The organism is Streptomyces sp. CMB-StM0423, from assembly GCF_002847285.1.
Taxonomy (GTDB): Bacteria; Actinomycetota; Actinomycetes; order Streptomycetales; family Streptomycetaceae; genus Streptomyces.
Genome location: NZ_CP025407.1, coordinates 5923393 through 5949465 on the forward strand (window position 1 = coordinate 5923393; position 26073 = coordinate 5949465).

The window sequence follows — 26073 nt, forward strand, 5'->3', positions numbered from 1 at the left end:
CGGCGGCCGCAGCCCCGCCGCCTTCGGGCGGCCGTACGCGGCCGGGGGCCGCCCGCCGCGCGGGCACCCGCGCCCGCCTGCGGGCGCACCTGCGCGGATACGCGTGACCGGGCCTGCTCTTCCACCGATCCTTCAGCGGTTCTGGATGTGCGCAGCGCACGCTGGTCACGCGATTCGGGGAGATGAGATGCACCGGGAAGAGGCGACGTTGTTGGTGCTCTCGGGGGACCACCTGATCGACGCTGCCAAGGGGGCAATCTGGTGAGCATTCTCGTGGAACTGACCCGCTCTACGGCGCCCGGGGAATGGGACGCCGACCTCGCTCCCGACGGGCCTCCGGGGCTCCACGACACCCTGATCGGCAGGGAGCAGGAGATCGCCGAGGTCCGGGCCCGGCTGGCGGCCCCCGGCTGCCGGCTGCTGACGGTCACCGGCCTGGCGGGCGTGGGCAAGAGCGCTCTCGTACGCGCCGCGCTCGCGGACCGCACCGGCACGGACCCCGGCGCCGCGGTGAGCGTGGACCTGGCCGCCGCCGCCGACGCGGACGGCGTCTGGACGCGGGTCGCGGCGGCACTGAGCCGGCCGCCGGACGGCGACGCCCGGGAGGCGGCCTGGACGGCGCTCGCCGGCCGCGCCGCCGACCGCGAGCTGCTGCTCGTCCTCGACAACGGGGACCTGGCCGCCCGCGCCGTCGCCGGGGACATCGCCGTGCTGCTGCGGCGCATCCCCAGGCTGTGCGTGGTGTTCACCAGCCGGGTCGCGCTCGACATCCACGCCGAGCGGATCTTCCCGCTCGGCCCGCTGGCCACCGGCGCCGCCGGTACGGCGGCACCGTCCGCGGCGTCCGACGCGGCGCGGCTGTTCGTCGCCCGGCTCCAGCCGCACTACCGCTGGGCCGTCACCTCCGCCGCGGACCGCGACGGCATCGCGGAGATCTGCGCCCTCCTGGAGGGCGTGCCGCTGGCGGTGGAAGAGGCCGCCCGCGCGGTCGGCGCCCTCAGCCCGCGCCGGATGCTCCAGCGCATACGCGACGGCGAACAGCTCTACAGCAGGCGGCTGGTGGACGTACCGTCCCGGCACGGCTCCATGAACGCCGCGCTCTCCTGGGGCGACGCGGCGCTCACCGCAGGCGAGCTGCAACTGCTGCGCCGCCTCTCGGTCTGCGAGGCCGCCTTCGACCTGGCCGTGGCCCAGCAGGTCGCGGGCCTCAACTGGGCGCAGACCGTGCAGGGCCTGGACGCGCTGGTCCGCAAGAGCCTGCTGCACAGCGTCAAACGCGAGGGTGCGGAGCCCGAGTTCCGGATGTTCCGCGCCACCCGCCGGCACTACCGCACGCGGCTGGCCGCGGACCCCGCGGACCTGGCGGCCACCCGGGCGCGGCACGCCGCGCACACGCTGGAGTTCGCCCTCCAGGCCCGGCAGGGGCTGCGGCTGCCGAAGGAGCGCGCCTACTGGCTGGAGCTGGTGGCCGAGCGCACGCCCGACCTGTTCGCGATCGCCCGGCTGAACCAGGAGGCCGGCGACCACGCCGCGGCCGCCCGGCTGCTGCTGGCGCTGGAGGAGGCGTGGACCGTACACGATCTCCTCGGGACGGCCGGCGCGCTGCTCGACGGCTCCCTGGCGGCGCTCACCGGCGCCGAGGGCGCCCAGGCCGCGGAGGCCGCCGCCCGCTGGGCCCTGACGGAAGGCGACTGGGCGCGCGCCGAGGTGTACGTGGAACGCCTCGGCCGCTCCCTCGACGCCGCCGCACGCGCCGCGGCGCTCCGCGCCGAGCTGCTGCTCGGCCGCGGCGACGCCGTGGGCGCCCTCCAGCAGGCGGAGTTCGCGCTCGCCGGCAAGCGCGCCCCGGGCGGCACGGTCGCGGCCGCCCGCGTGCTGCGTACGCTCGCCGCCGCGCGCGCCGCGATCGGCAGGCGGCAGCCGGAGGAGCCGCTGGTGAAGGCGGCGCGCGGGCTGCTGGAGCTGGGCGAGCCGCGGCAGGCGGCGCTGACGCTGGCCGCGCTGGCCGTGGCGCAGCGCGGCCACGCCCGGGCCAGGGCCGGCGCCGGCGAAGCGGTGGAACTGCTGCTGGCGCACGCCGCGCCGGTACGGGACGTGCGCGCCGTGCTGGTCGCGGCCGCCGGGACGGTGCCGGCCGGCGGGGAGGCGTACCGGCGGCTGGGTGCGCTCGCCGACCGGATCCCGCAGCGGGGTGAGGACGTGCCGCCGGAGCCCGCGGCCCCCGACGGCCGCAGGGGGGTGCTCCTCGCCGCGCGCGCCGCGCTGGCCGAGGCGGCGCGCGAGGAGGCGGAGGCCGCGCCCGCCGGCGGCCTTGAGCGGCTGACGCACCGTCAGCTCCAGGTGGCAGAGCTGGTGGCCGAGGGGATGACGAACCGGCAGATCGCCCGCGCCCTGGAGCTGTCCGAGTGGACGGTGGTCAACCACCTGCGGCAGGTCATGCAACGGCTCGACTGCCCGTCCCGGGTGCATGTGGCCCGCATCGTGCAGGGCCGCGCCACTGCCCGGCTCTCGGGCTGAATCCCCGCACCGCGCCCCCGTCCGCAAGCGGCGAACCCGTCAGGACAGCCCGACGCCCCTTCCCGCCGGCCGGGCAGGGGGAGTTCGGACGAGCACCGGCCCCCGCGCGACGGCGCGGGGGCCGGTGGTCTCCGTCCGGGTACCGGGCACCCCCGTGCGGTGGTGGTGCCCGGTACCCGGCTCAGCCCCGCCGCGCTTCCTCCGCACGGCGGTCCCTGAGGTCGTCGCGCCCGCGGGGCGGCGGTCCCGCCGGGGCCAGGACGGCACGGGCGATGGCGTCGGTGTCGGTGAGCGTCGCCGAGCCGACCGAGGGACGGATCGCGGCCGCGGTGACGCCGTCCGCGGACTCCGTGGGCACGCCCAGGGCGAACCGCTGCGGGTGCGGCACCCCGTCGCCGTCCACGACGTGGAACGGCCGCCCGGTGACGGCGAGTCCGCCCGCGACGTAGCCGGTCCTGCCGGGGCCCAGCCCGTACGGGCGGCACTGCCCGCTGTCGAGCAGGTGGCGCAGCAGCGGGTCGGCGGTGCGGCGCAGGTCGACGCCGGGCAGCCGGCCCTCGACGAGCACCCGGGCGGTCTCGCGCGAGCCGCTGACCGACGGCGACTCGCAGGCGAACTTGCCCGCCTCCCGGTCCGCCGCCACCTGCATCCCGGGGCCCACGATCCGGGCCACCCCCGCGCGGACGAGCGCGATCAGCTCCTCGGTCCGCCGCGCCGCCGGGCCGCCGGAGAGGTAGGTGCCGAGCGGCGCGAACCAGCCGTCGAGGTCGCGGCGGCGCGACTCGCCGCCCAGGCCCGCGTGGTCGACCGCGAGACGGACCTCGTCGCGCAGGTCGTGCAGCACGTCGAGGGCGGCCTCGACCGGCCCGCCCGCGGCGTCCGCCCGGGTCCCGGCGCCCCGGCGGACGCCGCTGAGCACCGGTGCCCGCTCCGGCCGGTCGCGCCCGGGGAGCAGCGCGGTGTAGTACGCGGACTCCATCTCCCGCGCGATGAGCGGCCACAGGGACTCGCGGAAGTCGAGCGGTCCGTCGCGCTGCGCGCGCAGCCGGGCGGTCAGCTCCTCGGTGAACACCCGCGGCACCTGCCGCCCGCCGCCGTTGCGGTGCCCGCCGCCCGTCCCGTACGGGACCGCGCGGCGGGCGCCGCACAGGATCCGCGGCTCGCGGCCCGACGGCCGGTAGGTGACCCGGCCGTCCCGGTCGCGGTCGAACCGGCCGCCGCGCCCGGTGGTCAGCAGCGTCAGATAGTCGAAGAAGTTCAGCCCGAGGCCGCGCAGGACGACCGGCTCGCCGGGGGCGACCGCGCTCAGGTCGGCGTCCGCGGGGTGCGCGGGGGCGACGTAGACCAGGCCGAACTCGGCGGCGAAGGCGGCGTGTCCGCGCTCCTGCGCGGTCGGCAGCACCGGCACCCGGCCCTGCGCGAGCACCACGGCGTCGAGGCCGGTCAGCCGCCGGCCGCCGGCGAGCAGGATCTCCTGGGTGCCGCCGGGACCGTCGTCCAGCGCCACCGCGTCCTCCGCGTGCACCCGCAGCGCCAGGGACTCCGCGCTCGCCACGGCGACCTGACGGAACACCCAGCGGAAGTAGCTGCCCGCGAGCGCCCGGGTCGGGTACGAGTCCGGGCCGAGCCGGCGCGCCTCGGCGGCGTCCGCGCCGCCGGCTCCGGAACGGGCCAGCGCCCGCGCCCACTCGTACAGGCCGGGCCCGCGGCGCTGCGGTGCGCCCGCTGGCGTCACGCCCTCGCCGGCGAACGCCGTCACCCGGCCCGCCACCGTGTCCAGCAGCAGCGAGCGGTCCTGCCCGGTGCGCCACTCCCGGCCCGCACCCGGCGGCCGCGGGTCGATGAGATGGACGGTCACCGCGCGCCCTGCGGCGAGCCGCCGGGCGTGCGCGGCGAGCCGCTCGACCACGGAAAGGCCGCGCGGCCCGGCGCCGACGACTCCCACCACGAGTGACTTCTCGCTCATCAAAGGATCTCCCTCTCCGGGGAGTTCACCCCCGGTGCGCGGGGTCGGAGCGTCGCTGGTCGGGCCCCAGCCATCCTGAACGCGCGGGCGGGCCCGGGACAGCGGCTGATTCTTGCTAGCCCGCGGGGCCGAATGCCGGGGCCATTGCCATGTCGCCGGAAGGGCCGCGGTCGTACGCTGCCCGGCACCCGGAAGCCGGCACGTGCGCGGTGCCACACGGAAATCACCGGCCACTCCCCGGCCACTCCCGTACGAATTCCGCCGCCGGCCGCCTCCGGCGGAAAGAGCGCGCGGTCAGTCCGTCGGCCGCCGGTGCAGCGCCAGGTGCGTCAGCACCCCGGCCAGCAGCCCCCAGAACGCCGCCCCGACGCCGAGGAGTTCGAGGCCCGAGGCGGTGACGAGGAACGCGACGAGCGCGCTGTCGAGCCGGCTCGCGTCGCGCGTCGCCGCGGCCAGCGCGCCGCCGGTCGCGCCCAGCAGCGCGATGCCGGCGATGGCCGCCACCAGCGCGGCCGGGAGGACCGCGAAGAGGCCGAGGAACGCCGAGCCGAAGACCCCGACGACGAGGTAGCCGACGCCGGCCGCCACCCCGGCCCCGTACCGCCGCTCCGGGTCCTGATGGGCCGAAGGGCCGCTGCAGATGGCCGCGGTGATCGCGGCGAGGTTGAGCCCGTGCGCCCCGAACGGCGCCAGCACCAGCCAGGCGGCGCCGGTCGAGGTGACCAGGCGGTCCGCGTCCGGGTGGTAGCCCGCGGCGTTGAGCACGGCGAGCCCGGGGGCGTTCTGCGACGCCATGGTGACCAGGAACAGCGGCAGCGCGATGCCCACCGCGGCGTCCAGGGTGAACTCCGGTGCGGTGAACGCCGGCACGGCCACGCCCACCTCGCCCGACCAGGTGCCGAAGCCGCCGGTGGCGGTGGTCCAGGCGCAGCCGGTGAGCAGCGCGCAGGCGGTCGCCCAGGAGGCGGCGAAGCGGCGCCCGGCGAGATACGCGCCGAGCATGAGGACGACCAGCGCCAGGTCGCCGTCCGCGGTACGGAACAGCCGCAGCCCGAACTCCAGCAGGATGCCGGCGAGCGTGGCCGCCGCGACCTCCGGCGGCAGCAGCCGCATCAGCGCGCCGAAGAGCCGGCTGAGGCCGAGCAGCACGGTGAGCACCGCGGCGATCACGTACGCGCCGATCGCCTCGGCGAAGGAGTGCGTGGCCAGCGCCGTGACCAGCAGGGCCGCACCCGGCGTCGACCAGGCGGTCAGCACCGGGGCGCGGTACGCCAGGCTCAGCAGCACGCACGTCACGCCGCTGCCCAGCGACAGCGCCCACAGCCACGACTCCAGTTGGCCGGCGGTGAGGTCCCCGGCGCGCGCGGCCTGGAGCACCACGGCGACCGGGCCGGTGTACGAGACCACCACCACGACGACGCCGGCCACCACCGTCGAGACGGTGAGGGCCGGCCGACGCTTGGCCGCGGGTGCCGCGTCAGGGGTCAAGGGGCGCTCCGGTCAGGCGGGTGCGGCGAGCGGGACGGGCCGGTCAGCACCGGCACGCCCCCGGCGGCTCCGGGCGCGGCCACTCGGCCACGGCCACGGTAGCCGCCCCTCAGCGCGGCCGGCGGCCGTACGTGGAGATCAGGATCTGGCTCAGCCAGCGGTTCGCCGGGTCGGCCATCTCCTCCAGCGCGGCGTCGATCCGCGCGTCGTCGAGGAGCCCGGCGCCGGTGATCCGCGGGCGCATGAACTCCAGCCAGAGCTGGTAGTGCCGCGCCTGCGCCGAGCCGCCCTGCATCATCACCGTCCGGCCCTCCGCGGACACGTCCTCCAGGCCGCACTCCAGCGCCGCCTGGAGGTCGAAGTGGCCGCCGCGGGGCTCGTGCCCGGACTCGCGCATCAGCCCGTAGCCGGCCGTGCGGATGTCCTGGAGGAAGTCCTCGGAGACCACGCTGCGGAAGAGCGGCAGCGAGTCGGTGTCCTCCAGGAACAGCCAGCCGCCCGGCTTGAGCGCGGCGACCATCTTGCGGACCGCGGCGGGGCGGTCGGGCAGGTGCTGGACGAGCATGCGGGAGTGCACCAGGTCGAACTGCCCGGCGGGCAGTTCGTCGGTGGTGATGTCGGCCTGGAGCACCTCGATGCCCTTGTCCTTCAGCCGCGCCAGCCGGCCCGTCTCCAGGTCGGCGGCCGTGACCCGGCCGGTGGGGCCCACGAGTTCGGCGAGCCGCTCCGCGGTGCCGCCGTGGCCGGCGCCCACCTCCAGCACGGACCAGCCGGCGGCGACGCCGAGCCGGTCCAGCCGCTCGCTCGTTCCGGGATCCCAGATCGCCTCGTTGGTCAGCAGCCGTTCGGTCTCCTGGTCCCACAGCGGGTCGAAGACATAACGCTTGGCGGCCTGTTCTGAGTTGGACACACGCGCCCCCAGAGATAATCCGGCTTTCGCGTTGGGAGCGTAGGAGCCGGAATTGCCGGGCGGCCATGGCAATTCCGTGTCCCCGGGCCGAACGGGACGGCAGATATCTGCCACCGCCCCGGCTCCGCCTCCCGCCGTAGCCTGCTGGGGTACCACGCTTTCGTACCGGACGGACGACCGTAAGGAATGCGGTGTTGCGTACTTTCATCGTCGGTTTGGGACGCTCCGGCCGGGAGCTCCATCTGCCGGTGCTGCTGCGGCTGCGGCGCCGCTTCCCCGATCTCTTCTCCGCCTCGCCGCCGCTCGGGTACGACACGGGGCCGGCCGGCGGTCAGGACGACGGCCCGGAGATCGAGACCGTCGGCTCGCTGGCCGCGGCCCGGCTGCGGCTCGACCCGGCGGCGACCCTGGTGCACGTGTGCACCCCGCCCGGTGAGCGGGCCGGCGTGCTGGCCGCCCTGGGCGAGCTGGGGTTCGTCAACGTCCTGGTGGAGAAGCCGCTCGCGGAGACCGCCGAGGCGCTGGCCGAACTGGCGGCGGTCCGGGAGAAGTACGGGCTGCGGATGGCCGTGGTCGCGCCGTGGCTGCACAGCACGCTCACCGACCGGCTCGCGGACCTCGTCGAGAGCGGGCGGTTCGGCCCGCTGCGGCACATCGGGATACGCCAGCACAAGCCCCGTATCCACCGCACCCTCAACAGCGCCGGGCACCAGACGGCCTTCGACGTGGAGCCGCCGCACGCGGTCGGCGTCGCGCTGCGGCTGGCCGGCGACGCCGACGTCACCGGCGCCGCGCTCACCGACGTGGACGTCGGCGGCCGGCGGGTGCCGGGCATGGGCGGGGCCGAGCTGACGCTGCGGCACCACTCGGGGGTGGTGAGCCGGCTGGAGTGCGACCTGACCTCGCCGCTCCGGGAGCGCCGCATCGAGCTGGACTTCGCGTCCGGCCGGGCCGTCGGCCACTACCCGGTCGGCAGCGAGGACCACTACGCGCACCTGAGCGCGGGCCCCGTGGACGGCCCCCCGGCGGAGTCCGTGTTCCCGGACCTCGCCCTCGACGCCTGCCTGCTCGACACCTACCGGCACCTCGCCGGCGACGACCCCGACGACGCCGTGCTGGATGCGCAGGTGCGGCGCCAGATGCAGGTCGTCCGGCTGCTCGACGCGGCCAAGCACATGTCCGGCTCCAGGACGGAGGCACGTGATGCCGGCTGACACCCTCCCGCTCTGCGGGATCGGCGACGAGGCGGGCGCCCCGGCGGCGGTCCAGACCGGCGCCCTGAACGAACTGGGCTGGCCGCTGATCGAACTGCGGTCCGTCGACGGCGTCGCCCTCGCGGACCTCGACGACGCCGCCTTCGACGAGCTGGCCGGATCGGTGCGCGCCGCCGGGCTCGGCGTGCACTGCGTGGACTCCCGGATCGCCAACTGGGCCCGCCCCGTCACCGGCGACTTCGACGAGGACCTGCGCGAGCTGGACATCCTCGCCGGGCGCTGCGCCACGCTCGGCACCCGGTACGTCCGCGTCATGTCGTACCCCAACGACGGGCTGAGTCCCGGCGCCTGGCGCGCCGTCGTCCTGCGGCGCATGGCGATCCTCGCCGAGCGCGCCGAGCGCGCCGGGCTCGTGCTGCTGCACGAGAACTGCGCCGGCTGGGCCGGCGCCAGCGCCGACCGCATGCTCCAGCTCCTGCGGTACGTCGACAGCCCCGCGCTGCGCCTGGTCTTCGACACCGGCAACGGGCCCGCGTACGGCTACCGGGCCTACGACCTGCTGCCCCAGCTCACGCCCTGGATCGAGCACGTCCAGATCAAGGACGCGGTCGTCGAGGGCGACGAGATCCGCTACACGCTGCCGGGACACGGCGAGTGCCGCGTCCTGGACTGCCTGCGGCACCTGATCGACCGCGGCTACACCGGCGCGCTGTCCATCGAGCCGCACGTCAAGGTGCGCCCGCACGAGTCCGCGACCGCGAGCGACGACGAGACCCGCGCGGCCTTCGTCGCCTGCGGCCGGGCGCTGGAGGAACTGCTCGCCCGGATCGGCAAGGTGACCGTATGACCACGGCGCAGACACGGCTGTCGCGGGCGGACCGCGACCTGCTGCTCGACCTGGTCGGGTTACCGACCGCCGGGCCGATGGAGACCGGCCCGGACGCGGAGCCGCCGCGGCTGCGCGAGGCGCAGATGCGCTACGCCAGGGCCGCGGCCGAGCTGGGCTTCGAGGTGGCGTACCACGCCGCGCCGGGACCCGAGTGGCTTGACCGGCCCGACGTGCCCGCGCAGGTGCGCGACATGGCGCGGCGGGTCGACGGGTTCCTCGACAGCCAGCCGAGCCTGGTGCTGCGGCTCGGCGGCGCGCTGCCGCGGGCGCGCACCCTGATGTTCAACGTGCACCTTGACACGGTCGCCGGCGGCAAGCCGCCGCACCTGGCCGGCGACCGCTTCCACGGCCGCGGCGCCGTCGACGCCAAGGGGCCCGCGGTCGCGCTGCTCGCCGGGCTGCGGGCCGCGATCACCCGGGTGCCGGCGCTCGGCACCGACGTGGGCGTGCTCATCCAGGCGGTGTCAGGCGAAGAGGGCGGCGCCATGGGCGTCTTCGGTACCCGGCCGCTGGTCGAGCAGGGCTGGACAGGACGTATCAACGTGTTCTGCGAGCCGACCCGCGGCCTGCTCGTGCCCCGCGCCACCGCGGCGGCCACCGCCCGGATCGCCGTCGCCGGCGCCGACTCCATCGACGACCACCCCGAGGCCGGCCACAACGCCTCCGTACTCCTCGGCTTCCTCGCCCAGCGGCTGGCCCGCACGCTGCCGGGAGCGGTGGCCGAGGGCCGGGTCTGCATCGCCGGGCTGCACACCGGCGCCGCGCACAACAAGGTCTACGGCACCGGCGCCCTGCTGCTGAACCTGGCGTACCGCACCGCCGCGGCCGGCCGGGCGCAGGAGGAGGCGCTGGAGCGCGAACTGACCGCGGGCATCGACGAGTTCGCCGCCGTCTTCGGCGGGCTGCCGGACTTTGCCCGCACCGCAAGGGACGCCCGCCGGATCACCCGGCTGGCGTGGCTCAAGCGCGGGCTGCCCGCGCTCGACAGCCGCGACGCCTGGGCGGAGCAGGTGCTGACCGGGGCCGGTCTCGAGTACGCCCCGCCGGACGCCCCCGCCTGCACCTGCGACGCCATCTGGGCCCACGCCCTGCCGCACGCGCACACGGTCGTCTACGGCCCCGGAGACCTCGACGCCAACGGCGCGCACGCCGCGGACGAGTACGTCGACGCCTCCGACCTGGAGCGCTACGCCGACGGCATCGCCTCCATGGTGGCCGCCTTCGCCTCCGCTACGAACGGATCGTCATGACCCTGCTGCCGTACCACCAGCTCACCGACTTCACCACCGAGGTGTTCCAGGCCCAGGGCGTGCCCGAGGACCGGGCGCGTACGGCCGCGGAAGCCCTCGTCTACGGCGACCTCGTGGGCATGCGCTCCCACGGTCTCGCCAACCTCACCCGCCTCTACCTGCCGCTCTTCGCCTCCGGCCGGGTCGCGCCCGCCGCCGAGCCCGAGGTGCTCGCCGACCGCGGCGCCACCGTGCTGCTCGACTCCCGCAAGGGCCTGGGCCTGTGGGCCGCCGCGGAGGCCATGGACCTCGCCGCCGAGCGGGCCGGGCAGTACGGCATCGGCATGGTGTCCGTACGCGACGCGACGCACCTCGGCTGCGCCGGCTTCCACGCCGCCCGCGCCGTCGAGAACGGCATGATCGGGCTGATCGCCTCCAACTGCGGCCGGCAGCGCATCGCCCGCCCGCCGGGCGGCCGGGTCGCCATGCTCGGCACCAACCCCCTTGCCGCCGCCGCCCCGGCGGGCCCCGGGCAGGCGCCGTTCGTGCTCGACATGAGCACCACCGTCGCCCCCACCGGCAAGGTGCGCGAGGCGGCGCGGGCCGGCCGGTCCATACCCGAGGGCTGGTTGCAGGACACCGAGGGCCGCTGGGTGACGGACCCGCACGCGCTCGACCGCGGCGAGGGCTTCCCGCTGTTCCTCGGTGGCCACCCGGAGACGGGCGGCTACAAGGGCTACGGCCTCGCGCTGCTGGTCGAGGTGCTGGCCGCGCTGGTGCCCGGTGCCGGGCTCGGCCCCGACCCCGAGGCGTACTCCGGCACCGGCGGCCCGAGCGGCCGCGACGACGACATCGGGTTCTTCGTCCTGGCCGTCGCGCCCGGCACGCTGCGTCCCGAGGAGGACTTCACCCGCCAGGCGGCCGGGCTCTTCGCCGCCCTCACCGGCAGCCCGACGCTGCCGGGGACCGACAAGGTCGTCTACCCCGGCTGCCGGGAGGCGGACCTGAAGGCCGCGGCGCTGGCCGAAGGCGTGCCCGTGGCGGACGCGCTCCTCGGCGAACTGCGCTCCGTCGCCGACGACCTGGGGCTGAAGCTCCCGGAGGGAGACCGCAATGACCGGTGACGACACCACCCGCCCGCTGCGCATCGGGCTGATCGGCCTGGGCGTCATCTCCCGCTTCTACGCCGCCGCGCTGGAGGAGGTGCCGGGGGTCGAACTCGCCGCGGTGTGCGACCTCCGCGACGAGGCACTGGCCCCGTACCGCGACCGCGTCCCCTGCTTCACGAGCCACGCGGACCTGCTCGCGGCCGGCGGCCTGGACGCGGCCGTCGTCAACGTGCCCAACGACGCGCACGCGGCGGTGTGCGGCGACCTGATCGCCGCCGGGCTGCCGGTGTGCGTGGAGAAGCCGCTGGCCACCAGGCTGTCGGACGGCCGCGCGCTGGTGCGCGCGGCCCGCGACCGCGACGTCGTGCTGTTCACCGCCTTCCACCGGCGCTACAACGGCAACGCGCTCGCGCTGCTGGAGGCCATCCCGCCGGGGGTCGGCATCGAGTGGATGGTCGTGCGCTACCTGGAGAAGATCGAGGAGCACGCCGGCGCCGACGCCTGGTACCTGGACGCCGACCGCTGCGGCGGCGGCTGTGTGGCGGACAACGGGCCCAACGCCTTCGACACCGTGCGCCAGTTCCTCGGCCCGGTCGAGCTGGAGTCGGCCGAGGTGGTACGCGACGAGGCCGGTACCGACCGGCAGGCGAAGGTGTCGCTGGCCGCCTCCTCCGGCGCCCGCGGCCGGGTGGAGCTGGACTGGTCGTACGAGGGCGAGCGCAAGGACGTCACGGTCCGGCTCACCGACGGCACGCTGCACAGCGCCGACATGCTCGACGGCTACCCGGAGTTCAAGCAGTCGCTGTGGCACGAGTACCGCGGCATCGTGACCGACTTCGCCCAGGCCGTACGCGCCGGGGAGGACCGCGCCGAGGGCGGGCTCGCGGCGCTGGAACTGGTGGCGGAGATCTACCGCAGGGAGAGCACGGCCGGCGAGCCGACGACGACGGGAGCAGCGCGGTGAACCCGCAGGAGGACGGCGACAAGCTGACGGTCTCCGGCCGGCTGGTGAAGATCCTCATCCACCGCCGCGAGGACCGCGGGATGTCCGTGGACGAGTGGGGCAGCCGCTGCGTCCGCAGCGGCGAGGTGCACGAACTCGTCACCACGGACCAGCACGACACCACGACGGGCGCGCGGGTCGACCGGGTCGGGTTCCTCGGCTTCGTGGAGATCTCCGAGGCCGGCGTCGTCGACCGCGGCGACCCGGTGGTGATCGACGGCAAGCGGGTCGGCTCCGTACTCGGCTTCGACTCCTGCCACTTCCCGAACCACTACAACATCCTCATCGCGGTCGACGCGACCGTCACCGGCCGGGAACTCGGCCTGACGCCGGACATGAAGGTGCTCATCGGCCCGCAGCCGTGATCACGCAGTGCCCTTCCATTCGCCGCCGCGCGGCGGTGGCCGCCCGGAGAGATCCGCGCGCTGAAGTACCGCTTGCGCGGTGCTTGGGAACCAATTGCGGCCGACTTGGCGCCGAGTTGCTGCCGGGACCCGCCACCGCTGGTCAGCGGGCCCCGGTAACCCGGCCGCCTGTGAAACTGCTTGTGCCGAACCATGCGTTCGGTTACGCTCCCGTGAGGTCTCAGGGGGATATCACGGGGGAGTGATCATCGATCGAGCCTCCGCTTACGTGCACGAGTTATCGGAAGGGTTCGAGAGCGCGATGGAATTTTCCCTACTCGGTCCACTGCGCATGCACGAACAGGGGTGTTCCTATACTCCGACGGCGCCCAAACAACGACAGCTTCTCTCGTTGCTCCTGCTCAACGCCAACCAGGTTGTTTCCACGCGTACATGCATAGAGGAACTCTGGGAGAACACTCCGCCCAACACCGCGCTCTCGACGGTCCAGTCCTACATCCTGCAGTTGCGGCGCATCCTGCGCCGGGTGCCGCGGGTGGGCAGTCTGGAGGCGGCCCGGCGGATACTGGAGACACGCGACGGCGGCTATCTGCTCACGGTGCGCGGGGACGAGCTGGACACGAACACGTTCGCCACGCTCGTCGCCAGCGGCCGGTCCAAGCTGTACGCCGACGACGTCGCGGCGGCCGAACTGCTGGGCCGGGCACTGGCGTTATGGCAGGGTTCGGTGCTGGCGGACGTCCAGGTCGGGCCGGTGGTCAGGGCGTACGCGGTCGGTCTCGAAGAGGACCGCATGAGCGTCCAGGAACAGCGCATCGACGCCGACCTGCGGCTCGGCCGGCACCGCGAGGTGCTCGGCGAGCTGAGTTCGCTCACCACCAAGCTGCCCACCCGGGAGAGCCTGCACGCCCGGCTCATCCTGGCGATGTACCGGTCAGGACGGCGCAGCCAGGCCCTGGAGGTCGTCCACCGGCTGCGTACGACGCTCCGCGAGGAACTGGGCCTGGAGCCCTCACCGATGATCCGGAATCTGCAACAGGCGGTGCTGACCTGCGATCCTGAATTGGACGATCTCATGCGCGGTCCCGATCTGACGAAAACCGTCCCCGTAAGCCAATTAGACCTCGTGCCGCCCGGCCGGGTGGAGCAACACGCGCTGGCGTCCGCCGCTTTCGGCAGGGGCGCATAACGGAGCCCGGATTCCGCGACTTCCGGAAAAGCACCTTCGGCGTTCGCGCCGAAGGTGCTTTTCCATGTCCATATGAACTCCGCGGGACGTATTTCGGAACTGCGGTATACATGTCCTGAAATTCGCCCCGCGGCTCAGAGGGATTCCACATGGTCCGCGGCCGGCACCCGGTGCCGGCAGTCGAAGATATAGCCGGCCGTCGCGACGAGATGCGCGTAGTCGAAGGCGTCGTGGTCCGTGGCGACCAGCACCACGTGCGCCGCCTCGACCTCCTCGTCCGACAGCTCCACCCGCACCAGCCCCGCGACCCCCGGGTCCTCCGAGACCACCGGGTCCGCGACCCGCACCTGCGCGCCCTCCGCGAGCAGTTGCTCCGCGAGCCGGACCGCGGGCGACTCCCGTACGTCGCCGGTGTTGGGCTTGTACGCCAGCCCCAGCATCAGCACCCGGGCGCCGTGGAGCGTCTGGCCGCGCCTGCCGAGGCCCCGGGTGACCCGGCGGACCACGTACTCGGGCATCTGGGTGTTCAGCTCGTCGGCCAGCGCGACCATCCGGAACGGCCTGCTGAGATCCTGCTTGACCTTCCACGACAGATACAGCGGGTCCACCGGGAGGCAGTGGCCGCCGACCCCGGGGCCCGGGGTGAAGCGCATGAAGCCGAACGGCTTGGTGGCGGCGATGTCCAGCGCGTCCCACACGTCGACGCCGAGCGCCTCCGCGTGCATGGCCAGCTCGTTCACCAGGGCGATGTTGACGTGCCTGAAGGTGTTCTCCAGCACCTTCGCCATCTCGGCCACCCGGATCGTGGGGGCGGGCACGACCTGGTCGACGATCGAGCCGTAGAAGTCCGCCAGCCGGCGGCGGGAGCGCTCGTCGACCCCGGCCACGACCTTCGGCGTGGTGGTGAACGTCCACCGGGTGTTGCCCGGGTCGATGCGCTCCGGGCTGTAGCCGAGGTGGAAGTCCGTGCCCGCGGCCAGCCCGGACAGCCGCTCCAGCAGCGGGGCGAGGACGTCGCCCGTGGTGCCGGGGTAGCTGGTCGACTCCAGCGAGACCGCCGCCCCCGGCCGCAGCCAGCGGGCGAGGGTGGTGCCGGCGGACTCGATGTACGACAGGTCGGGCAGGCCGTCGCGCATCGGGGTGGGCACGGTGATCACGGCGAGGTCGAAGCCCGCGAGGTCGTCCGGCTCCATCGTCGGCCGGTACGCCCCGCTGTCCAGCAGCGCCGCCAGCCGCGCCGAGTCCACGTCGCCGACGTACGACTCGCCCACCGCGAGCTTCTTGACCCGGTCCTCGTCGACCTCGAAGCCGACGACCTCGTACCCGCGCTCCGCGGCGGCGACGGCCAGCGGCAGGCCCACGTAGCCCTGCCCCATGACGACGACCTTCTCGCCCATGCCCGTACCCCCTAATCGAAGAATTCGCACACTGAGTCCGCGATGAACTCCACCTGGAAGTCCGTGAGGTGGGGCCAGATCGGGATGGCCAGGTTGCGCGCGCTGACCTGCCGGGCCCGCGGCCAGTCCGCCCCCTCGGGGGCGTACTTCGCGAACGCGGGCTGGAGCGGCAGCGGCACCGGGTAGTAGATGTGGGTGCCGATCTGCTTCTCGGTGAGCCAGGCGCGCAGGTCCTCGCGCCGCTCGACCAGCAGCGAGTACACGTAGTAGCAGCGGCCGTTGCGGCCGGCGGGCGGCGCGACGAGGCCGCGGTCGGCGAGCGGGGCGAAGCGCTCCGTGTAGTAGTCGGCGATCCGGGCCCGGCGCTCCAGCCGGTCCGCGAAGCCGCCGATCCGGTGCAACTGGAAGGCGGCCAGGATCTCGTCGAAGCGGCTGTTCTGGCCGATGGAGTGGTGCAGGAACCGCGTGATGCCGTCCTGGCCGTGGTTGCGGAGCATCCGTACCGTACGGGCCAGGTCCTCGTCGTCCGTGACGACCATGCCGCCCTCGCCGGCCGTGCCGAACGCCTTGACCTGGAAGTAGGAGAACACCCCGAGGTCGCCCCAGGCGCCGGACGGGGTGCCGTCGAGCACCGCGCCCTGGGCGACCGCGGCGTCCTCGATCACCTTCAGCCCGTGCGCCCGGCCGATCTTGTTCATGGCCGGCATGTCGGCCATGATCGAGAAGACGTGGGCGGGCATCAGGGCCCGGGTGCGCTCGGTGATCAGCTCCTCGGTGCTCGCCGGGTCCATCACCATGGTGTGCGGGTCGACGTCGGCGAAGACCGGGGTCGCGCCGAGGTTCGCCACCGAACTGGCCACCGGCTGGCAGCAGAACGCCGGGACGATCACCTCGTCGCCGGGGCCCACGCCCACCGCCTGGACGGCGAGGTTGAGCCCGCCGGTCCCGCTGGAGCAGGCCACGGCGTGCTCGACGCCCGTCGCGGCGGCGGTCGCGCGTTCCAGCTCCGCGGTGCGCCGGCCGAGGATGAACTTCTGCTCGTCGTCCGTGCCGACCTCGTAGAGCAGGTCGAGGAACGCCTGCCGGTCCTGCTCGAAGAGGTCGTCGGGGAAGAACGGGATGGTCACCGGTCGGCACCTCCGGCATAGAAGTCGGCGACGGCCCGGCAGACGATGTCCACCTGGTCCTCGGTGAGGTCCGGGTAGAAGGGCAGGGCCAGCGTGCGCTTGCAGGTCCGCTCCGCGACCGGCAGCGAGCCCTCGGGGTGCTCGGGCCCGGCGTAGCAGGGCTGCAGGTGGAGCGGGCGGGGGTAGTACGTCTCGGTGCCGATGCCGCGGGCCGCGAGGAACTCGACCAGCTCGTCCCGCTTCTCGACCTCGATGAGGTAGACGTAGAACACCGGGTCCGCCTGCGCCGGACGGGGCACCAGCCGGGGCAGGGAGTGGATGCCCTCCTGCCCGCGCAGCCGCTCGTCGTACGCGGCCGCCAGCTCCCGGCGCCGGGCGATGTCGGCGTCCAGCCGGGTCAGCTTGGCCAGCAGCACCGCGGCCTGGACGTCGTCCATCTTGCTGTTGGTGCCGGAGACGCCGGAGAGGTTGGAGATGCCGGCGATGTGGTCCAGCGTCTTGCCCATCCGCCCGTGGTGGCGCAGGATCGCGGCCTGCTGGGCGATGTCGTCGTCATCCGTCAGGATCATCCCGGCGTCGCCCAGGGCGCCGAGGGTCTTGGTGGGGAAGAAGCTGAGCACGCCGCCGGCGCCGAGCAGCCCGGCGTGCACACCGTCCCAGCGCATGCCGATGCCCTCGGCACTGTCCTCCAGCAGCTTGAGGTCGTGGCGCCGCGCCAGCTCCGTGAGCTTGTCCATCGCGGCGAGCTGGTGGAAGAGGTGCACGGGCATCACGGCCCGGGTGCGCTCGGTGACGAGCGCCTCGGCGGACTCCGCGTCCAGCGCGTAGTCGCCGTCCGCCGTGATGTCGGCGAAGACGGGACGGGCGCCGGCCATCGTGACGGAGGACGCGGTGGCGAAGAAGGTGAACGCGGGCACGATCACCTCGTCCCCGGGGCCGATGCCGGCGGCCCGGAGCAGCAGGACGAGGGCGTCGGTGCCGCTGTTCACGCCGAGTGCGTGCCGGGCGCCGGTGTACTCGGCGACGGCGCGCTCCAACTGCCCGACCTGGCGGCCGTGGGAGTATTTCCCCCGGTCGAAGACGGCGTTGATGTGGTCGCTGATCTGCGGCCACAGCTCGGTGAAACTCCGTGCCTGGGAGAAGAACGGCACAGGTGGGGCCGCAGCTTCGGAGTGGGTGAGCGCCATACGGGTCAGCGTAGGGAGCGATTCCGGGGGCGGCCACGGACAAGTTGTTGCCTGCACGCGACGCACCCGGGGTGGCAGTCCCCGGGGCAGGTACCGGGGCCGCGGGCGGACCCGGTACCTGCGCCCGTGCATGCCCGCTTCGCGGGGGACCCTCGTCAACGCCCCGCGGACAGGCCCTCCTTGGCCCCCGTCACGGCCGCCCGCGCGCAGCGCAGCGTCTCCCGGCTGGTCGTCCCCAGCGCCTTGCGGACGTGCGCGCGGGCCTCGGCGAGCGTCGCGCCCGCCCCCAGGAAGTCCGGCACCGCCTCCGGCCGCAGCACGGCGGTGTGCCGGTGCACGGCCCGTACGCCGCCGGCCGTTTCGGTCAGCGACCACTCGGTGAGGTGCGCGGCCAGCAGCGCCGGCAGCCGCAGCCGCTTGGAGACGATGCGCCCGGGGCCGGGGCGTACCCGTACCGACTCGGTGGTGTGCGTGCTCCCGTCGGGGAGCACCGTGTCCAGCTCCAGGAGCTGCGCCCGCGGCGAGACCTCGGTGAGCGCCGCGCGGGCGACGTGCGGTACCCGCTCCGCCCAGCCGCCGGCGCGCCAGAGGAAGTCGTGGACGGCCGCCGGCCCGGCCGCGATCTCCAGTTCGTCGGCGAAGGTGAGCAGTACGTCGCCGATGCGGCCGGCGCGTTCCGCGCCCTGCTTCAGGCTCTCCAGCCCCGACTCGGCGGCCGCCTCCGCCGCCGCGCGGAGCCAGGCCAGTCGCTCCGGGTCGTCGCCTGCCGCCGCGTACGCCTGGTCGAACACCACCTCGCAGCCGCCGCCCGCCGGGCGGATCCGCCAGGTGCCGCTGCGGGCGGCGGCCGGGGAGCGCGGGTCGTCGTACCGGAAGCCGAGAGTCAGCGCGTCCGGGTCGGGCGTGAGGCGTACGCGCACGTCGTCGACCCCGCCGTCCGCGGCCGTCCAGAGCCGCAGCACGTCCTCGCCGCCCTCCGCCGGGTCCGGTTCCGCGTGCACGACGGAGGGGAACAGCCGGGACCAGCCCGGCGCGTCGGCGAGGAGTCCGTACACGACGATCGCGGGCGCCGCGACGGTGCAGGTGTGCCTGACATGGTGGGAGTGCGCCATGGTGGATCGTCCCCTTCTCTGCCGGACGTGCCGTGGCTTCGATCGTGAAGAGGGGCAGTGAGGATTCGATCGTCTCTTGCTGGTGGCTCGACGGAGGCTGCCTCCACTCACCATCGCGGCACCAGGCCGGGGAGGGACCATCGGGGACGCGTACGTCCGTCGTCCGCAGGAGGTCACGTGCCCGAACCGCCGCAACGAGACATCGAGACCACCCGCCGCCGCCTCGCGCGCTGGCTCGCCGACCGGCTGCCGGAGGCCGAGGCCCCCGAGGTCGCAGTGGAGGCGCCGCGCGGACGGGGCCTGGGTCCCGAGACCCTGCGGGCCGTCGCCGAGTGGCAGCGGGCAGGTACGCGCCGGGACTTCGCCGTACGGGTGGCCTCCACGCGGTATCAGGTGCTGCCCGAGCCCCGGCTCGTCGACGAGTACCGGGTGCTGCGCGCGCTGGCGCCCACGCCGGTGCCGGTGCCCGCCGTGCTGGGCTACGAGGCCGACCCCGCCGTGCTCGGGGCGCCGTTCTACGTCACCGAGCGCGTCGACGGCTGGACGCCCGCGGAGCGGCCCCCGTACCACTCGGCCGGCGCGCTCGCCGACCGCGACGAGGCGGGCCGGGCGGAGCTGTGGTGGGCGGGCCTCGGCGTACTCCGGACGCTGCACGGCCTGGACGCGGACCGGCTGAACGTCGCCTTCCTGGAGCACGCCACCGGCGCCCCGAGCGGCCTCGGCGGCCAGCTCGACTTCTACGAGCGGCACTTGGACCACTTCGCCGCCGACCGCTCCGGCGTCGTCCTCGCGGCGCTCGACTGGCTGCGCGAGAACCTCCCGCAGCCGGCGGGGCCGCCCCGGCTGCTCTGGGGCGACGCCCGGCTCGGCAACATCGTCTTCCGCGGCGCCCGCCCCGCGGCCGTACTCGGCTGGGAGACGGCCTTCCTCGGCCCCCCGGAGGCCGACCTCGCGTGGTTCCTCCACGTCGACCGCCACCTCGCGGGCGACCGGCCCCGGCTCGCGGGCCTGCCGGGGAGGCAGGCTACGATCGAGCGCTACGAGGAGTGGCTGGGCCGGCCGATCGCCGGACAGTTGCCCTGGCACGAGGTGTTCGCCGGCTTCCGCTTCGCCCTCGTCGCCGCCCGCACGGGCCGGTTGCTGGCCGAACAGGGCCTGGCCGACGGGGCGTCGGGGATCCCTCTCACACGCGCCGCGGAGCGCCGGCTCGCGGCGACCCTCGCACCCCTCGACGCCGTCGCCGTCTGATGTCCGACGGCCCGCGGCGGGGCCCTTCAGCAATCCCGATCGGCGATACGCCGCCGAATGCGGGACAAGGTGTACGGAGACCTCCGAGTGAGGCCGTACGTGACCGTCAGCCAGCCCCGGCCCTCGGGGACACGCGGGATGGAGTCCTGTTGTCGCCTCAAACCGACACGAGATCTTCGGGCCTGGAGCGAGGACCCGATCCGAGAGCCGTACGCAGCCGGGCCGCCGCCCTCGACGCCGCGCGCGCCCTGCTCGTCGAGCAGGGCTGGGCCGCCGTCACGCACGTGTCGGTGGCCGCCCGCAGCGGCGTCGGCCGCACCACTCTGTACCGCCACTGGCCCGACCCCGCGGAGATGATCCGCGACGCCATCACCGAGGGCCTGACGATCGCGCACGTCCGCCGCACCGGCGAGCTGCGGCGCGACCTGCTGGGCGAGCTGAACGTGGTCCGCCGCTGGCTGCACGATCCCACCGCGGAGCGCGCGCTGCGGGCCGTCATCGAGCGGGTCAGCGTCGACCCGGCGTACGGCAAGCTGAAGACCTCCCTGCACACCGCGGCCTCCGAGGGGCTGCGCGCCATCGTCGACACCGCCAGGGAGCGCGGCGAACTGCCCGCGGGGCTCGACACCGACCTGGCCGTCGACCAGCTCTCCGGCCCGCTGATGTTCCGCCGGCTGGTGGCCGAGCGGACCTTCGACGGCGGGTTCGTGGAGTCCGTCGTCGACTTCTTCCTCAGCGCGTACGACGGCACCTCCTCCTGAGGCGGCCGCTTCCCGAAGCCCCGCGGCGGCGGGGCGCCGGGCTGTCGGCGCCCGGCCGTAGACTGCACTCGTGGCAGGCAGGATCAACGACGACGACGTGCGTACGGTCAGGAACGCGGTTCCGATCGACGCCGTCGTCTCCGAGTACCTGCAGCTCCGCCCCGGCGGCGGTGGCAACCTCAAGGGGATCTGCCCCTTTCATGATGAGAAGTCCCCTTCCTTTCATGTGAGTCCGGCCAAGGGCCTGTACCACTGCTTCGGCTGCCAGGAGGGCGGGGACACGGTCGACTTCGTGATGAAGGTCGAGCACCTGTCCTTCTCCGAGACCATCGAGCGCCTCGCCGCCCAGGCCGGCATCACCCTGCGGTACGAGGAGGGCGGCTACACCCCCGGCCGCCAGCAGGGCGAGCGCACCCGGCTGCTGGAGGCGCACAAGGTCGCCGCGCAGTACTACGCCGAGCAGCTCGGCTCCGCGGAGGCGGAGATCGGCCGCGGGTTCCTCGCCGACCGCGGCTTCGACCAGGCGGCGGCGGAGCGCTTCGGCGTGGGGTACGCGCCGGCGGGCTGGGACCACCTCACCCGCTTCCTGCGCGGCCGGGGCTTCACCGACAAGGAGCTGACGCTCTCCGGCCTCTCCCAGGACGGCCGCCGGGGGCCCATCGACCGGTTCCGGGGGCGGCTGATGTGGCCGATCCGGGACATCACGGGCGAGGTCGTCGGCTTCGGCGCCCGGCGGCTGCGCGAGGACGACAACGGGCCGAAGTACCTGAACACGCCGGAGACCCCGATCTACCGCAAGTCCCAGGTGCTGTACGGGATCGACCTGGCCAAGCGGGACATCGGCAAGCAGGGCCGGGCGGTCGTCGTCGAGGGCTACACCGACGTGATGGCCTGCCACCTGTCCGGGGTGACGACGGCCATCGCGACATGCGGCACGGCGTTCGGCGGCGAGCACGTCAAGATCCTGCGCCGGGTGCTGACGGACAACTCCCGCTCGGAGGTGGTGTTCACCTTCGACGGCGACGCGGCGGGGCAGAAGGCGGCGCTGCGCGCGTTCGAGGACGACCAGAAGTTCGCGGCCCGTACGTCGATCGCGGTGAGCCCGGGCGGCATGGACCCCTGCGACCTGCGGCTGGCGAAGGGCGACGAGGCGGTGCGGCAGCTCATCGAGGAGCGCTCGCCGCTGTTCGGCTTCGCGATCCGCTCGTTCGTCACGCAGCACAACCTGGACACGGCGGAGGGCCGGTCCGCGGCGCTGGAGCAGGCGGCGCCGGTGGTGGCGCGGATCAAGGACGTGGCGATCCGGCACGAGTACGCGGTGCAGTTGGCGGGGATGCTGGGGATCCTGGACGAACGGTTCGTGGTGGACCGCGTACGCCAGCTCGCACGGTACGCGGCACAGGGCGGGGGTGGCCGGGGCCGGGGCGGTCAGGGTCAGCCGCAGGTCCGCGGCGGTGGCCCGCCGCAGGCGGGCGGCCCCGGGCGCACGGTCCCGGGACAGCCCGGCCCTGCCCCCGGTACGGGCACCGGCGGGGGCCCGGCCCTGTACATGCGGACCCCGGCGCTGCACCGCGAGCGCGAGCTGCTGAAGCTGGCGCTCCAGCACCCCAAGCTGGTCGCCCCGGCCTTCGACGCCTACCTCGCCGACGAGTTCACGGCCGCCCCGTACGCGACGGTCCGCGCCGCCATCGAGGCGGCCGGCGGCGTCGCCAGCGCCGACGACAGCGCCGCCTACCTGGCCCGGGTCCGCGACGCCGCGCCGGACGACGGCGTCCGCTCCCTGATCACGGAGCTGGCGGTGGAGCCCCCGCGCAGCCGCCGCGACCCGGACGCGATCTACGCGGGCGAACAACTCGCGGGCGTCCGCCTGGCCGCGGTCGACCGCCGCATCGACGACGTCCGCAGCACGGTCCACCGTCTGGGCGCCCAGGGCCCCCCGGACCGGTTCGAGTCGGCCCAGCGCGAGTTGTGGACACTCCAGCAGTACCGCGAATCCCTCCGCGCCCGCGGCGCGGCCGCGCTCTGACGCGGACGGGAGGCGCCGGGTCAGTCGCCGTCGGTCGTCGTCTGACCGGCGGACGCATGGCGGTCACCTCACCAGTGTGACCATAGGGTCACGCTGTGCGAGGAGCTGCGCTGCCCCAAGCGTGCACATTCGTCCGTTGCGTAACCGTCCGGTCACGAGCCGGACACAAAATGTGGTCGCACGACCCTACTGCCGGGCGTGTGTCGTACCCCACACTGGGGGCGGTGCCTGAGTCCTCGGAGCGTGGCGGGGTTGCCCGGAACGGGCGACAAGCCGCCAGGGATCCGCTATCCACGATCGGGACGGAAGGCGGCGAGTTCGCCGCTGCCGTTCCGCTGCCCCACGTCCCCGAACCGGCAGTGACCACCCTGGAGGTCGCCCCCGTGCAGACCCAGACCCTCAAGACTTCCGTACGGGCAGGGCGTGAGGGCGCGCCCGACGTCCTGACCCTGCCGAACGGGGCTCCGGCGGGGCTCGACGAGCCCGGCGCCGCGCCCGCCCCGCCGCCGCCCGCGTCCGCCGTGCGGCCCGATCGCGGCGGGCCCACGTCCGACCTGTTCCGGCAGTATCTGCGCGAGATCGGCCGGATTCCGCTCCTCAGTGCCGCCGAAGAGGTGGAGCTCGCGCGCCGCGTCGAGGCGGGGCTCTTCGCCGAGGAGAAGCTGGCCGCCGAGCCTGACCTGATCACGCCGCTCGCGCTGGACCTGGACAAGCTCGTCGTGCTGGGCCGGATGGCCAAGCGCCGGCTGATCGAGGCGAACCTGCGGCTCGTCGTCTCCGTCGCCAAGCGGTACGTGGGCCGCGGCCTGACGATGCTCGACCTGGTACAGGAGGGCAACCTCGGGCTGATCCGCGCGGTGGAGAAGTTCGACTACGCCCGCGGCTACAAGTTCTCCACGTACGCGACCTGGTGGATCCGCCAGGCCATGTCCCGCGCCCTCGCCGACCAGGCCCGGACCATCCGCGTCCCGGTGCACGTCGTCGAGCTGATCAACCGGGTCGTGCGCGTCCAGCGCCGCATGCTCCAGGAGCGCGGCTACGAGCCGACGCCCGAGGAGGTCGGCACCCATCTCGGGCTGCCCGAGGAGCGGGTGAGCGAGGTGCTGCGGCTGGCGCAGGAGCCCGTGTCGCTGCACGCGCCGGTCGGCGAGGAGGAGGACGTCGCGCTCGGCGACCTCATCGAGGACGGCGACGCCGCCTCCCCCGTGGAGTCGGCGGCGTTCCTGCTGCTGCGCGAGCACCTGGAGGCCGTGCTGTCCACGCTCGGCGAACGGGAGCGCAAGGTCGTGCAGTTGCGGTACGGGCTGATCGACGGCCGGCCGCGGACGCTGGAGGAGATAGGCCGCATCTTCGGCGTCACCCGCGAGCGGATCCGGCAGATCGAGTCCAAGACCCTCAACAAGCTGCGCGACCACGCCTTCGCCGACCAGCTCCGCGGCTACCTGGACTGACCCGCACGGTTCACACGACACCGACCACGGGCTCCGGCCGTCGAGTGCCGGAGCCCGCTTCGGCATGGGTGGAACCGGTCCGGCCGGACGGGCGCGTGGGGCCTGCGAAGGACCCCCGCCCGGCCGGACCGGGGTCGGGGGAAGCCTGGGTGAAGTGAGCATCGCCGGGGCGGTGTTGAAAGACTTTGCAAGCGTCTTTCCGACGGGTTGCCCGTGCTCTGGTGCGCCCTCTGCCGTCATCCGGGAACGCGGATCCCGGATCGTTCTGCAAAATCTTGCGATCCTCGATTCCGCACACCGATGTGGCTGTGGCGCGTCAGCTCTCCGAGACCAGGAGGGTACACATGGCTCATTCGGTGTCTGAACTCCCAGCTCGCGCGCGGCGTCTCCGGCTTCCGCGTGGACGCCGCCAAGCACATCCCCGCCGCCGACCTGGAGGCGATCGCCGGCCGGCTGGACGACACCGCGGACGGCGCGCGGCCGTTCGTCTTCCACGAGGTCTTCCCCGGTGGCACTCCCGCGCCCGGCGAGTACTACCGGCAGCGGCCGGGTGCCGGACTTCTTCTTCGGTGACCGGGTGAAGGCCGCGTTCCAGGTGCGTCAGGAGTTCGGCACGGCGGTCGCGGACGGCACGTACTGCAACGTCCTCGACGGCTGCGCCACCAAGGTCACCGTCGCGGCCGGCCGGGTCGCGCTCGACCTGCCCGCCAAGGGCGCGGTCGCCTTCCACCCGTAGGACCAGGAACTACACCACCGGCACCGGCACCGGCACCGGCGCCCGCGGTCACGACTCCGACGCGGGCGCCGAGGCCGTCGAGCCGCGCACCACCAGCTCCGGGTGGAAGACGAACTCGGCGTGCGGTGCCGGGGTGCCGCCGATCTCCTCCAGCAGGGCCCGTACCGCGGCCTGGCCCATCGCCGTCACCGGCTGGCGGACCGTCGTCAGCGGCGGGTCGGTGAAGGCGATCAGCGGGGAGTCGTCGTAGCCGACGACCGACACCTGCCGCGGCACCGCGAGGCCGCGCTGCCGGGCCGCGCGGATCGCGCCCAGCGCCATCATGTCGCTCGCGCACACGATCGCCGTGCAGCCGCGGTCCAGCAGCGCCGCCGCCGCGGCCTGCCCGCCCTCCAGGGAGTACAGCGAGTGCTCGATGTCCGCCCGCGCGTCCGCCTCCGGTACGGACAGCACGTCGCGCATCGAGTCGAGGAACCCCTCGACCTTCCGCTGTACGGGCACGAAGCGGCCGGGCCCGAGCGCGAGCCCGATGCGGCGGTGGCCCAGGGAGGCCAGGTGGGTCACCGACAGCCGCATCGCGTCCCGGTCGTCGGGGGAGATGAACGTGCCCTGGAACTTCTCCGAGTAGCCGTTGATCATCACGAACGGCACGCCCTTGCCGCGCAGTCGCGTGTAGCGCTCCATGTCCGCGGTGGTGTCGGCGTGCAGCCCGGAGACGAAGACGATGCCGTCCACGCCGCGCTCCACCAGCATCTCGGTCAGCTCGTCCTCCGTCGAGCCGCCGGGCGTCTGCGCGGCCAGCACCGGGGTGTAGCCCTGCCGGGTCAGGGCCTGGCCGATGACCTGGGCGAAGCCGGGGAAGATCGGGTTGTCCAGCTCCGGGATGAGCAGCCCGATCAGGCCCGCGCTGCGCCGGCGCAGCTTGACCGGCCGCTCGTAGCCGAGCACGTCGAGCGCGGCCAGCACGGCCTGCCGGGTGGTGTCCGCCACGCCCGGCTTGCCGTTCAGCACCCGGCTGACCGTCGCCTCGCTCACCCCGGCCTGGGCCGCGATGTCGGCGAGCCGCGCGGTCGCGGGACCTGACTGTTCCTGGCGCACGTCGTGCCTCCCTTGTTCTCGCTGAGACCGTAACTCCTTGCAGAAATTACT

The 26073-nt window shown here is 74.1% G+C and carries 22 protein-coding genes; 14 read left to right on the plus strand and 8 right to left on the minus strand.

Going from position 1 to position 26073, the window contains the following annotated elements; genetic code table 11:
- The first annotated feature begins 261 nt into the window (after positions 1-261).
- The gene (locus tag CXR04_RS25700; protein ID WP_159072387.1) at positions 262-2517 is read left to right on the plus strand and encodes an ATP-binding protein; all 2256 of its coding nucleotides are present in this window, start codon (positions 262-264) and stop codon (positions 2515-2517) included.
- Positions 2518-2698: 181 nt separating this feature from the next.
- Here CXR04_RS25700 and CXR04_RS25705 read toward each other — a convergent pair whose 3' ends face one another.
- From CXR04_RS25705 to CXR04_RS25715, 3 genes are all read right to left on the minus strand, one after another.
- Positions 2699-4483, minus strand: coding sequence for an FAD/NAD(P)-binding protein (locus tag CXR04_RS25705; RefSeq protein WP_101424630.1), 1785 nt, complete (start codon positions 4481-4483; stop codon positions 2699-2701).
- Positions 4484-4777: 294 nt separating this feature from the next.
- Positions 4778-5971 carry a benzoate/H(+) symporter BenE family transporter gene (locus tag CXR04_RS25710; protein WP_101424631.1) on the minus strand — a complete coding sequence of 398 codons (1194 nt, stop codon included), beginning with the start codon at positions 5969-5971 and terminating at the stop codon, positions 4778-4780.
- A gap of 109 nt (positions 5972-6080) precedes the next feature.
- Positions 6081-6881: a class I SAM-dependent methyltransferase gene (locus CXR04_RS25715; protein ID WP_159072388.1), complete on the minus strand. Its 801-nt coding sequence runs from the start codon at positions 6879-6881 to the stop codon at positions 6081-6083.
- Between the two features lie 215 nt (positions 6882-7096).
- Here CXR04_RS25715 and CXR04_RS25720 point away from each other — a divergent pair, with 215 nt between their 5' ends.
- The 7 genes from CXR04_RS25720 to CXR04_RS25750 all read left to right on the plus strand — a co-directional run bounded on the left by CXR04_RS25720 (position 7097) and on the right by CXR04_RS25750 (position 13879).
- Positions 7097-8095, plus strand: coding sequence for a Gfo/Idh/MocA family oxidoreductase (locus tag CXR04_RS25720; protein ID WP_159072389.1), 999 nt, complete (start codon positions 7097-7099; stop codon positions 8093-8095).
- Positions 8085-8942 (plus strand): sugar phosphate isomerase/epimerase family protein, encoded by an 858-nt coding sequence (locus CXR04_RS25725; RefSeq protein WP_234380491.1) that lies wholly within the window; start codon positions 8085-8087, stop codon positions 8940-8942. Before CXR04_RS25720 ends, CXR04_RS25725 begins: the two co-directional genes overlap by 11 nt.
- Positions 8939-10234, plus strand: a complete 1296-nt coding sequence (locus CXR04_RS25730) for a M20/M25/M40 family metallo-hydrolase (protein WP_101424634.1) — start codon at positions 8939-8941, stop codon at positions 10232-10234. Before CXR04_RS25725 ends, CXR04_RS25730 begins: the two co-directional genes overlap by 4 nt.
- Positions 10231-11337: an Ldh family oxidoreductase gene (locus CXR04_RS25735; RefSeq protein ID WP_101424635.1), complete on the plus strand. Its 1107-nt coding sequence runs from the start codon at positions 10231-10233 to the stop codon at positions 11335-11337. Before CXR04_RS25730 ends, CXR04_RS25735 begins: the two co-directional genes overlap by 4 nt.
- Complete coding sequence (locus CXR04_RS25740; protein WP_101424636.1) at positions 11327-12286, plus strand: Gfo/Idh/MocA family protein; 960 nt, start codon at positions 11327-11329, stop codon at positions 12284-12286. Before CXR04_RS25735 ends, CXR04_RS25740 begins: the two co-directional genes overlap by 11 nt.
- Positions 12283-12690: a DUF6917 domain-containing protein gene (locus tag CXR04_RS25745; protein WP_101424637.1), complete on the plus strand. Its 408-nt coding sequence runs from the start codon at positions 12283-12285 to the stop codon at positions 12688-12690. Before CXR04_RS25740 ends, CXR04_RS25745 begins: the two co-directional genes overlap by 4 nt.
- Before the next feature lie 331 nt (positions 12691-13021).
- Positions 13022-13879 carry an AfsR/SARP family transcriptional regulator gene (locus tag CXR04_RS25750; protein WP_267898218.1) on the plus strand — a complete coding sequence of 286 codons (858 nt, stop codon included), beginning with the start codon at positions 13022-13024 and terminating at the stop codon, positions 13877-13879.
- Between the two features lie 134 nt (positions 13880-14013).
- Here CXR04_RS25750 and CXR04_RS25755 read toward each other — a convergent pair whose 3' ends face one another.
- From CXR04_RS25755 to CXR04_RS25770, 4 genes are all read right to left on the minus strand, one after another.
- Positions 14014-15276: a nucleotide sugar dehydrogenase gene (locus tag CXR04_RS25755; protein ID WP_234380493.1), complete on the minus strand. Its 1263-nt coding sequence runs from the start codon at positions 15274-15276 to the stop codon at positions 14014-14016.
- 11 nt (positions 15277-15287) lie between these two features.
- Positions 15288-16403 carry a DegT/DnrJ/EryC1/StrS family aminotransferase gene (locus CXR04_RS25760; RefSeq protein WP_101424638.1) on the minus strand — a complete coding sequence of 372 codons (1116 nt, stop codon included), beginning with the start codon at positions 16401-16403 and terminating at the stop codon, positions 15288-15290.
- Positions 16400-17590: a DegT/DnrJ/EryC1/StrS family aminotransferase gene (locus CXR04_RS25765; protein ID WP_101424639.1), complete on the minus strand. Its 1191-nt coding sequence runs from the start codon at positions 17588-17590 to the stop codon at positions 16400-16402. The genes CXR04_RS25760 and CXR04_RS25765 overlap by 4 nt, the downstream gene beginning before the upstream one ends.
- A 155-nt stretch (positions 17591-17745) precedes the next feature.
- Positions 17746-18702, minus strand: coding sequence for an SRPBCC family protein (locus CXR04_RS25770; RefSeq protein ID WP_159072390.1), 957 nt, complete (start codon positions 18700-18702; stop codon positions 17746-17748).
- Between the two features lie 177 nt (positions 18703-18879).
- On the opposite strand from CXR04_RS25770, the gene CXR04_RS25775 reads away from it, so the two are divergent.
- From CXR04_RS25775 to CXR04_RS36140, 6 genes are all read left to right on the plus strand, one after another.
- On the plus strand, positions 18880-19950 hold the full coding sequence (locus CXR04_RS25775; protein WP_159072391.1) for a phosphotransferase family protein: 1071 nt from the start codon (positions 18880-18882) through the stop codon (positions 19948-19950).
- Between the two features lie 149 nt (positions 19951-20099).
- Positions 20100-20711: a TetR/AcrR family transcriptional regulator gene (locus CXR04_RS25780; protein ID WP_234380494.1), complete on the plus strand. Its 612-nt coding sequence runs from the start codon at positions 20100-20102 to the stop codon at positions 20709-20711.
- Between the two features lie 70 nt (positions 20712-20781).
- The gene (gene dnaG, locus CXR04_RS25785) at positions 20782-22737 is read left to right on the plus strand and encodes a DNA primase (protein ID WP_101424642.1); all 1956 of its coding nucleotides are present in this window, start codon (positions 20782-20784) and stop codon (positions 22735-22737) included.
- 359 nt (positions 22738-23096) lie between these two features.
- Positions 23097-24188, plus strand: a complete 1092-nt coding sequence (locus CXR04_RS25790; protein WP_101424643.1) for an RNA polymerase sigma factor — start codon at positions 23097-23099, stop codon at positions 24186-24188.
- A gap of 399 nt (positions 24189-24587) precedes the next feature.
- The gene (locus CXR04_RS36135) at positions 24588-24761 is read left to right on the plus strand and encodes a hypothetical protein (RefSeq protein ID WP_234380496.1); all 174 of its coding nucleotides are present in this window, start codon (positions 24588-24590) and stop codon (positions 24759-24761) included.
- Positions 24739-24924, plus strand: a complete 186-nt coding sequence (locus tag CXR04_RS36140; protein WP_234380497.1) for a hypothetical protein — start codon at positions 24739-24741, stop codon at positions 24922-24924. Before CXR04_RS36135 ends, CXR04_RS36140 begins: the two co-directional genes overlap by 23 nt.
- A 48-nt stretch (positions 24925-24972) precedes the next feature.
- Here the strand turns inward: CXR04_RS36140 and CXR04_RS25800 are convergent, their stop codons facing one another.
- The gene (locus CXR04_RS25800) at positions 24973-26022 is read right to left on the minus strand and encodes a LacI family DNA-binding transcriptional regulator (protein WP_101424644.1); all 1050 of its coding nucleotides are present in this window, start codon (positions 26020-26022) and stop codon (positions 24973-24975) included.
- Positions 26023-26073 lie beyond the last annotated feature (51 nt).

Coding starts and splice junctions, on each gene's coding strand:
- CXR04_RS25730 (WP_101424634.1), top strand. CDS start 8,939: ATGACCACGGCGCAGACACGGCTGTCGCGGGCGGACCGCGACCTGCTG.
- CXR04_RS25705 (WP_101424630.1), bottom strand. CDS start 4,483: ATGAGCGAGAAGTCACTCGTGGTGGGAGTCGTCGGCGCCGGGCCGCGC.
- CXR04_RS25735 (WP_101424635.1), top strand. CDS start 10,231: ATGACCCTGCTGCCGTACCACCAGCTCACCGACTTCACCACCGAGGTG.
- CXR04_RS25770 (WP_159072390.1), bottom strand. CDS start 18,702: ATGGCGCACTCCCACCATGTCAGGCACACCTGCACCGTCGCGGCGCCC.
- CXR04_RS25725 (WP_234380491.1), top strand. CDS start 8,085: ATGCCGGCTGACACCCTCCCGCTCTGCGGGATCGGCGACGAGGCGGGC.
- CXR04_RS25755 (WP_234380493.1), bottom strand. CDS start 15,276: ATGGGCGAGAAGGTCGTCGTCATGGGGCAGGGCTACGTGGGCCTGCCG.
- CXR04_RS25750 (WP_267898218.1), top strand. CDS start 13,022: ATGCACGAACAGGGGTGTTCCTATACTCCGACGGCGCCCAAACAACGA.
- CXR04_RS25765 (WP_101424639.1), bottom strand. CDS start 17,590: ATGGCGCTCACCCACTCCGAAGCTGCGGCCCCACCTGTGCCGTTCTTC.
- CXR04_RS25740 (WP_101424636.1), top strand. CDS start 11,327: ATGACCGGTGACGACACCACCCGCCCGCTGCGCATCGGGCTGATCGGC.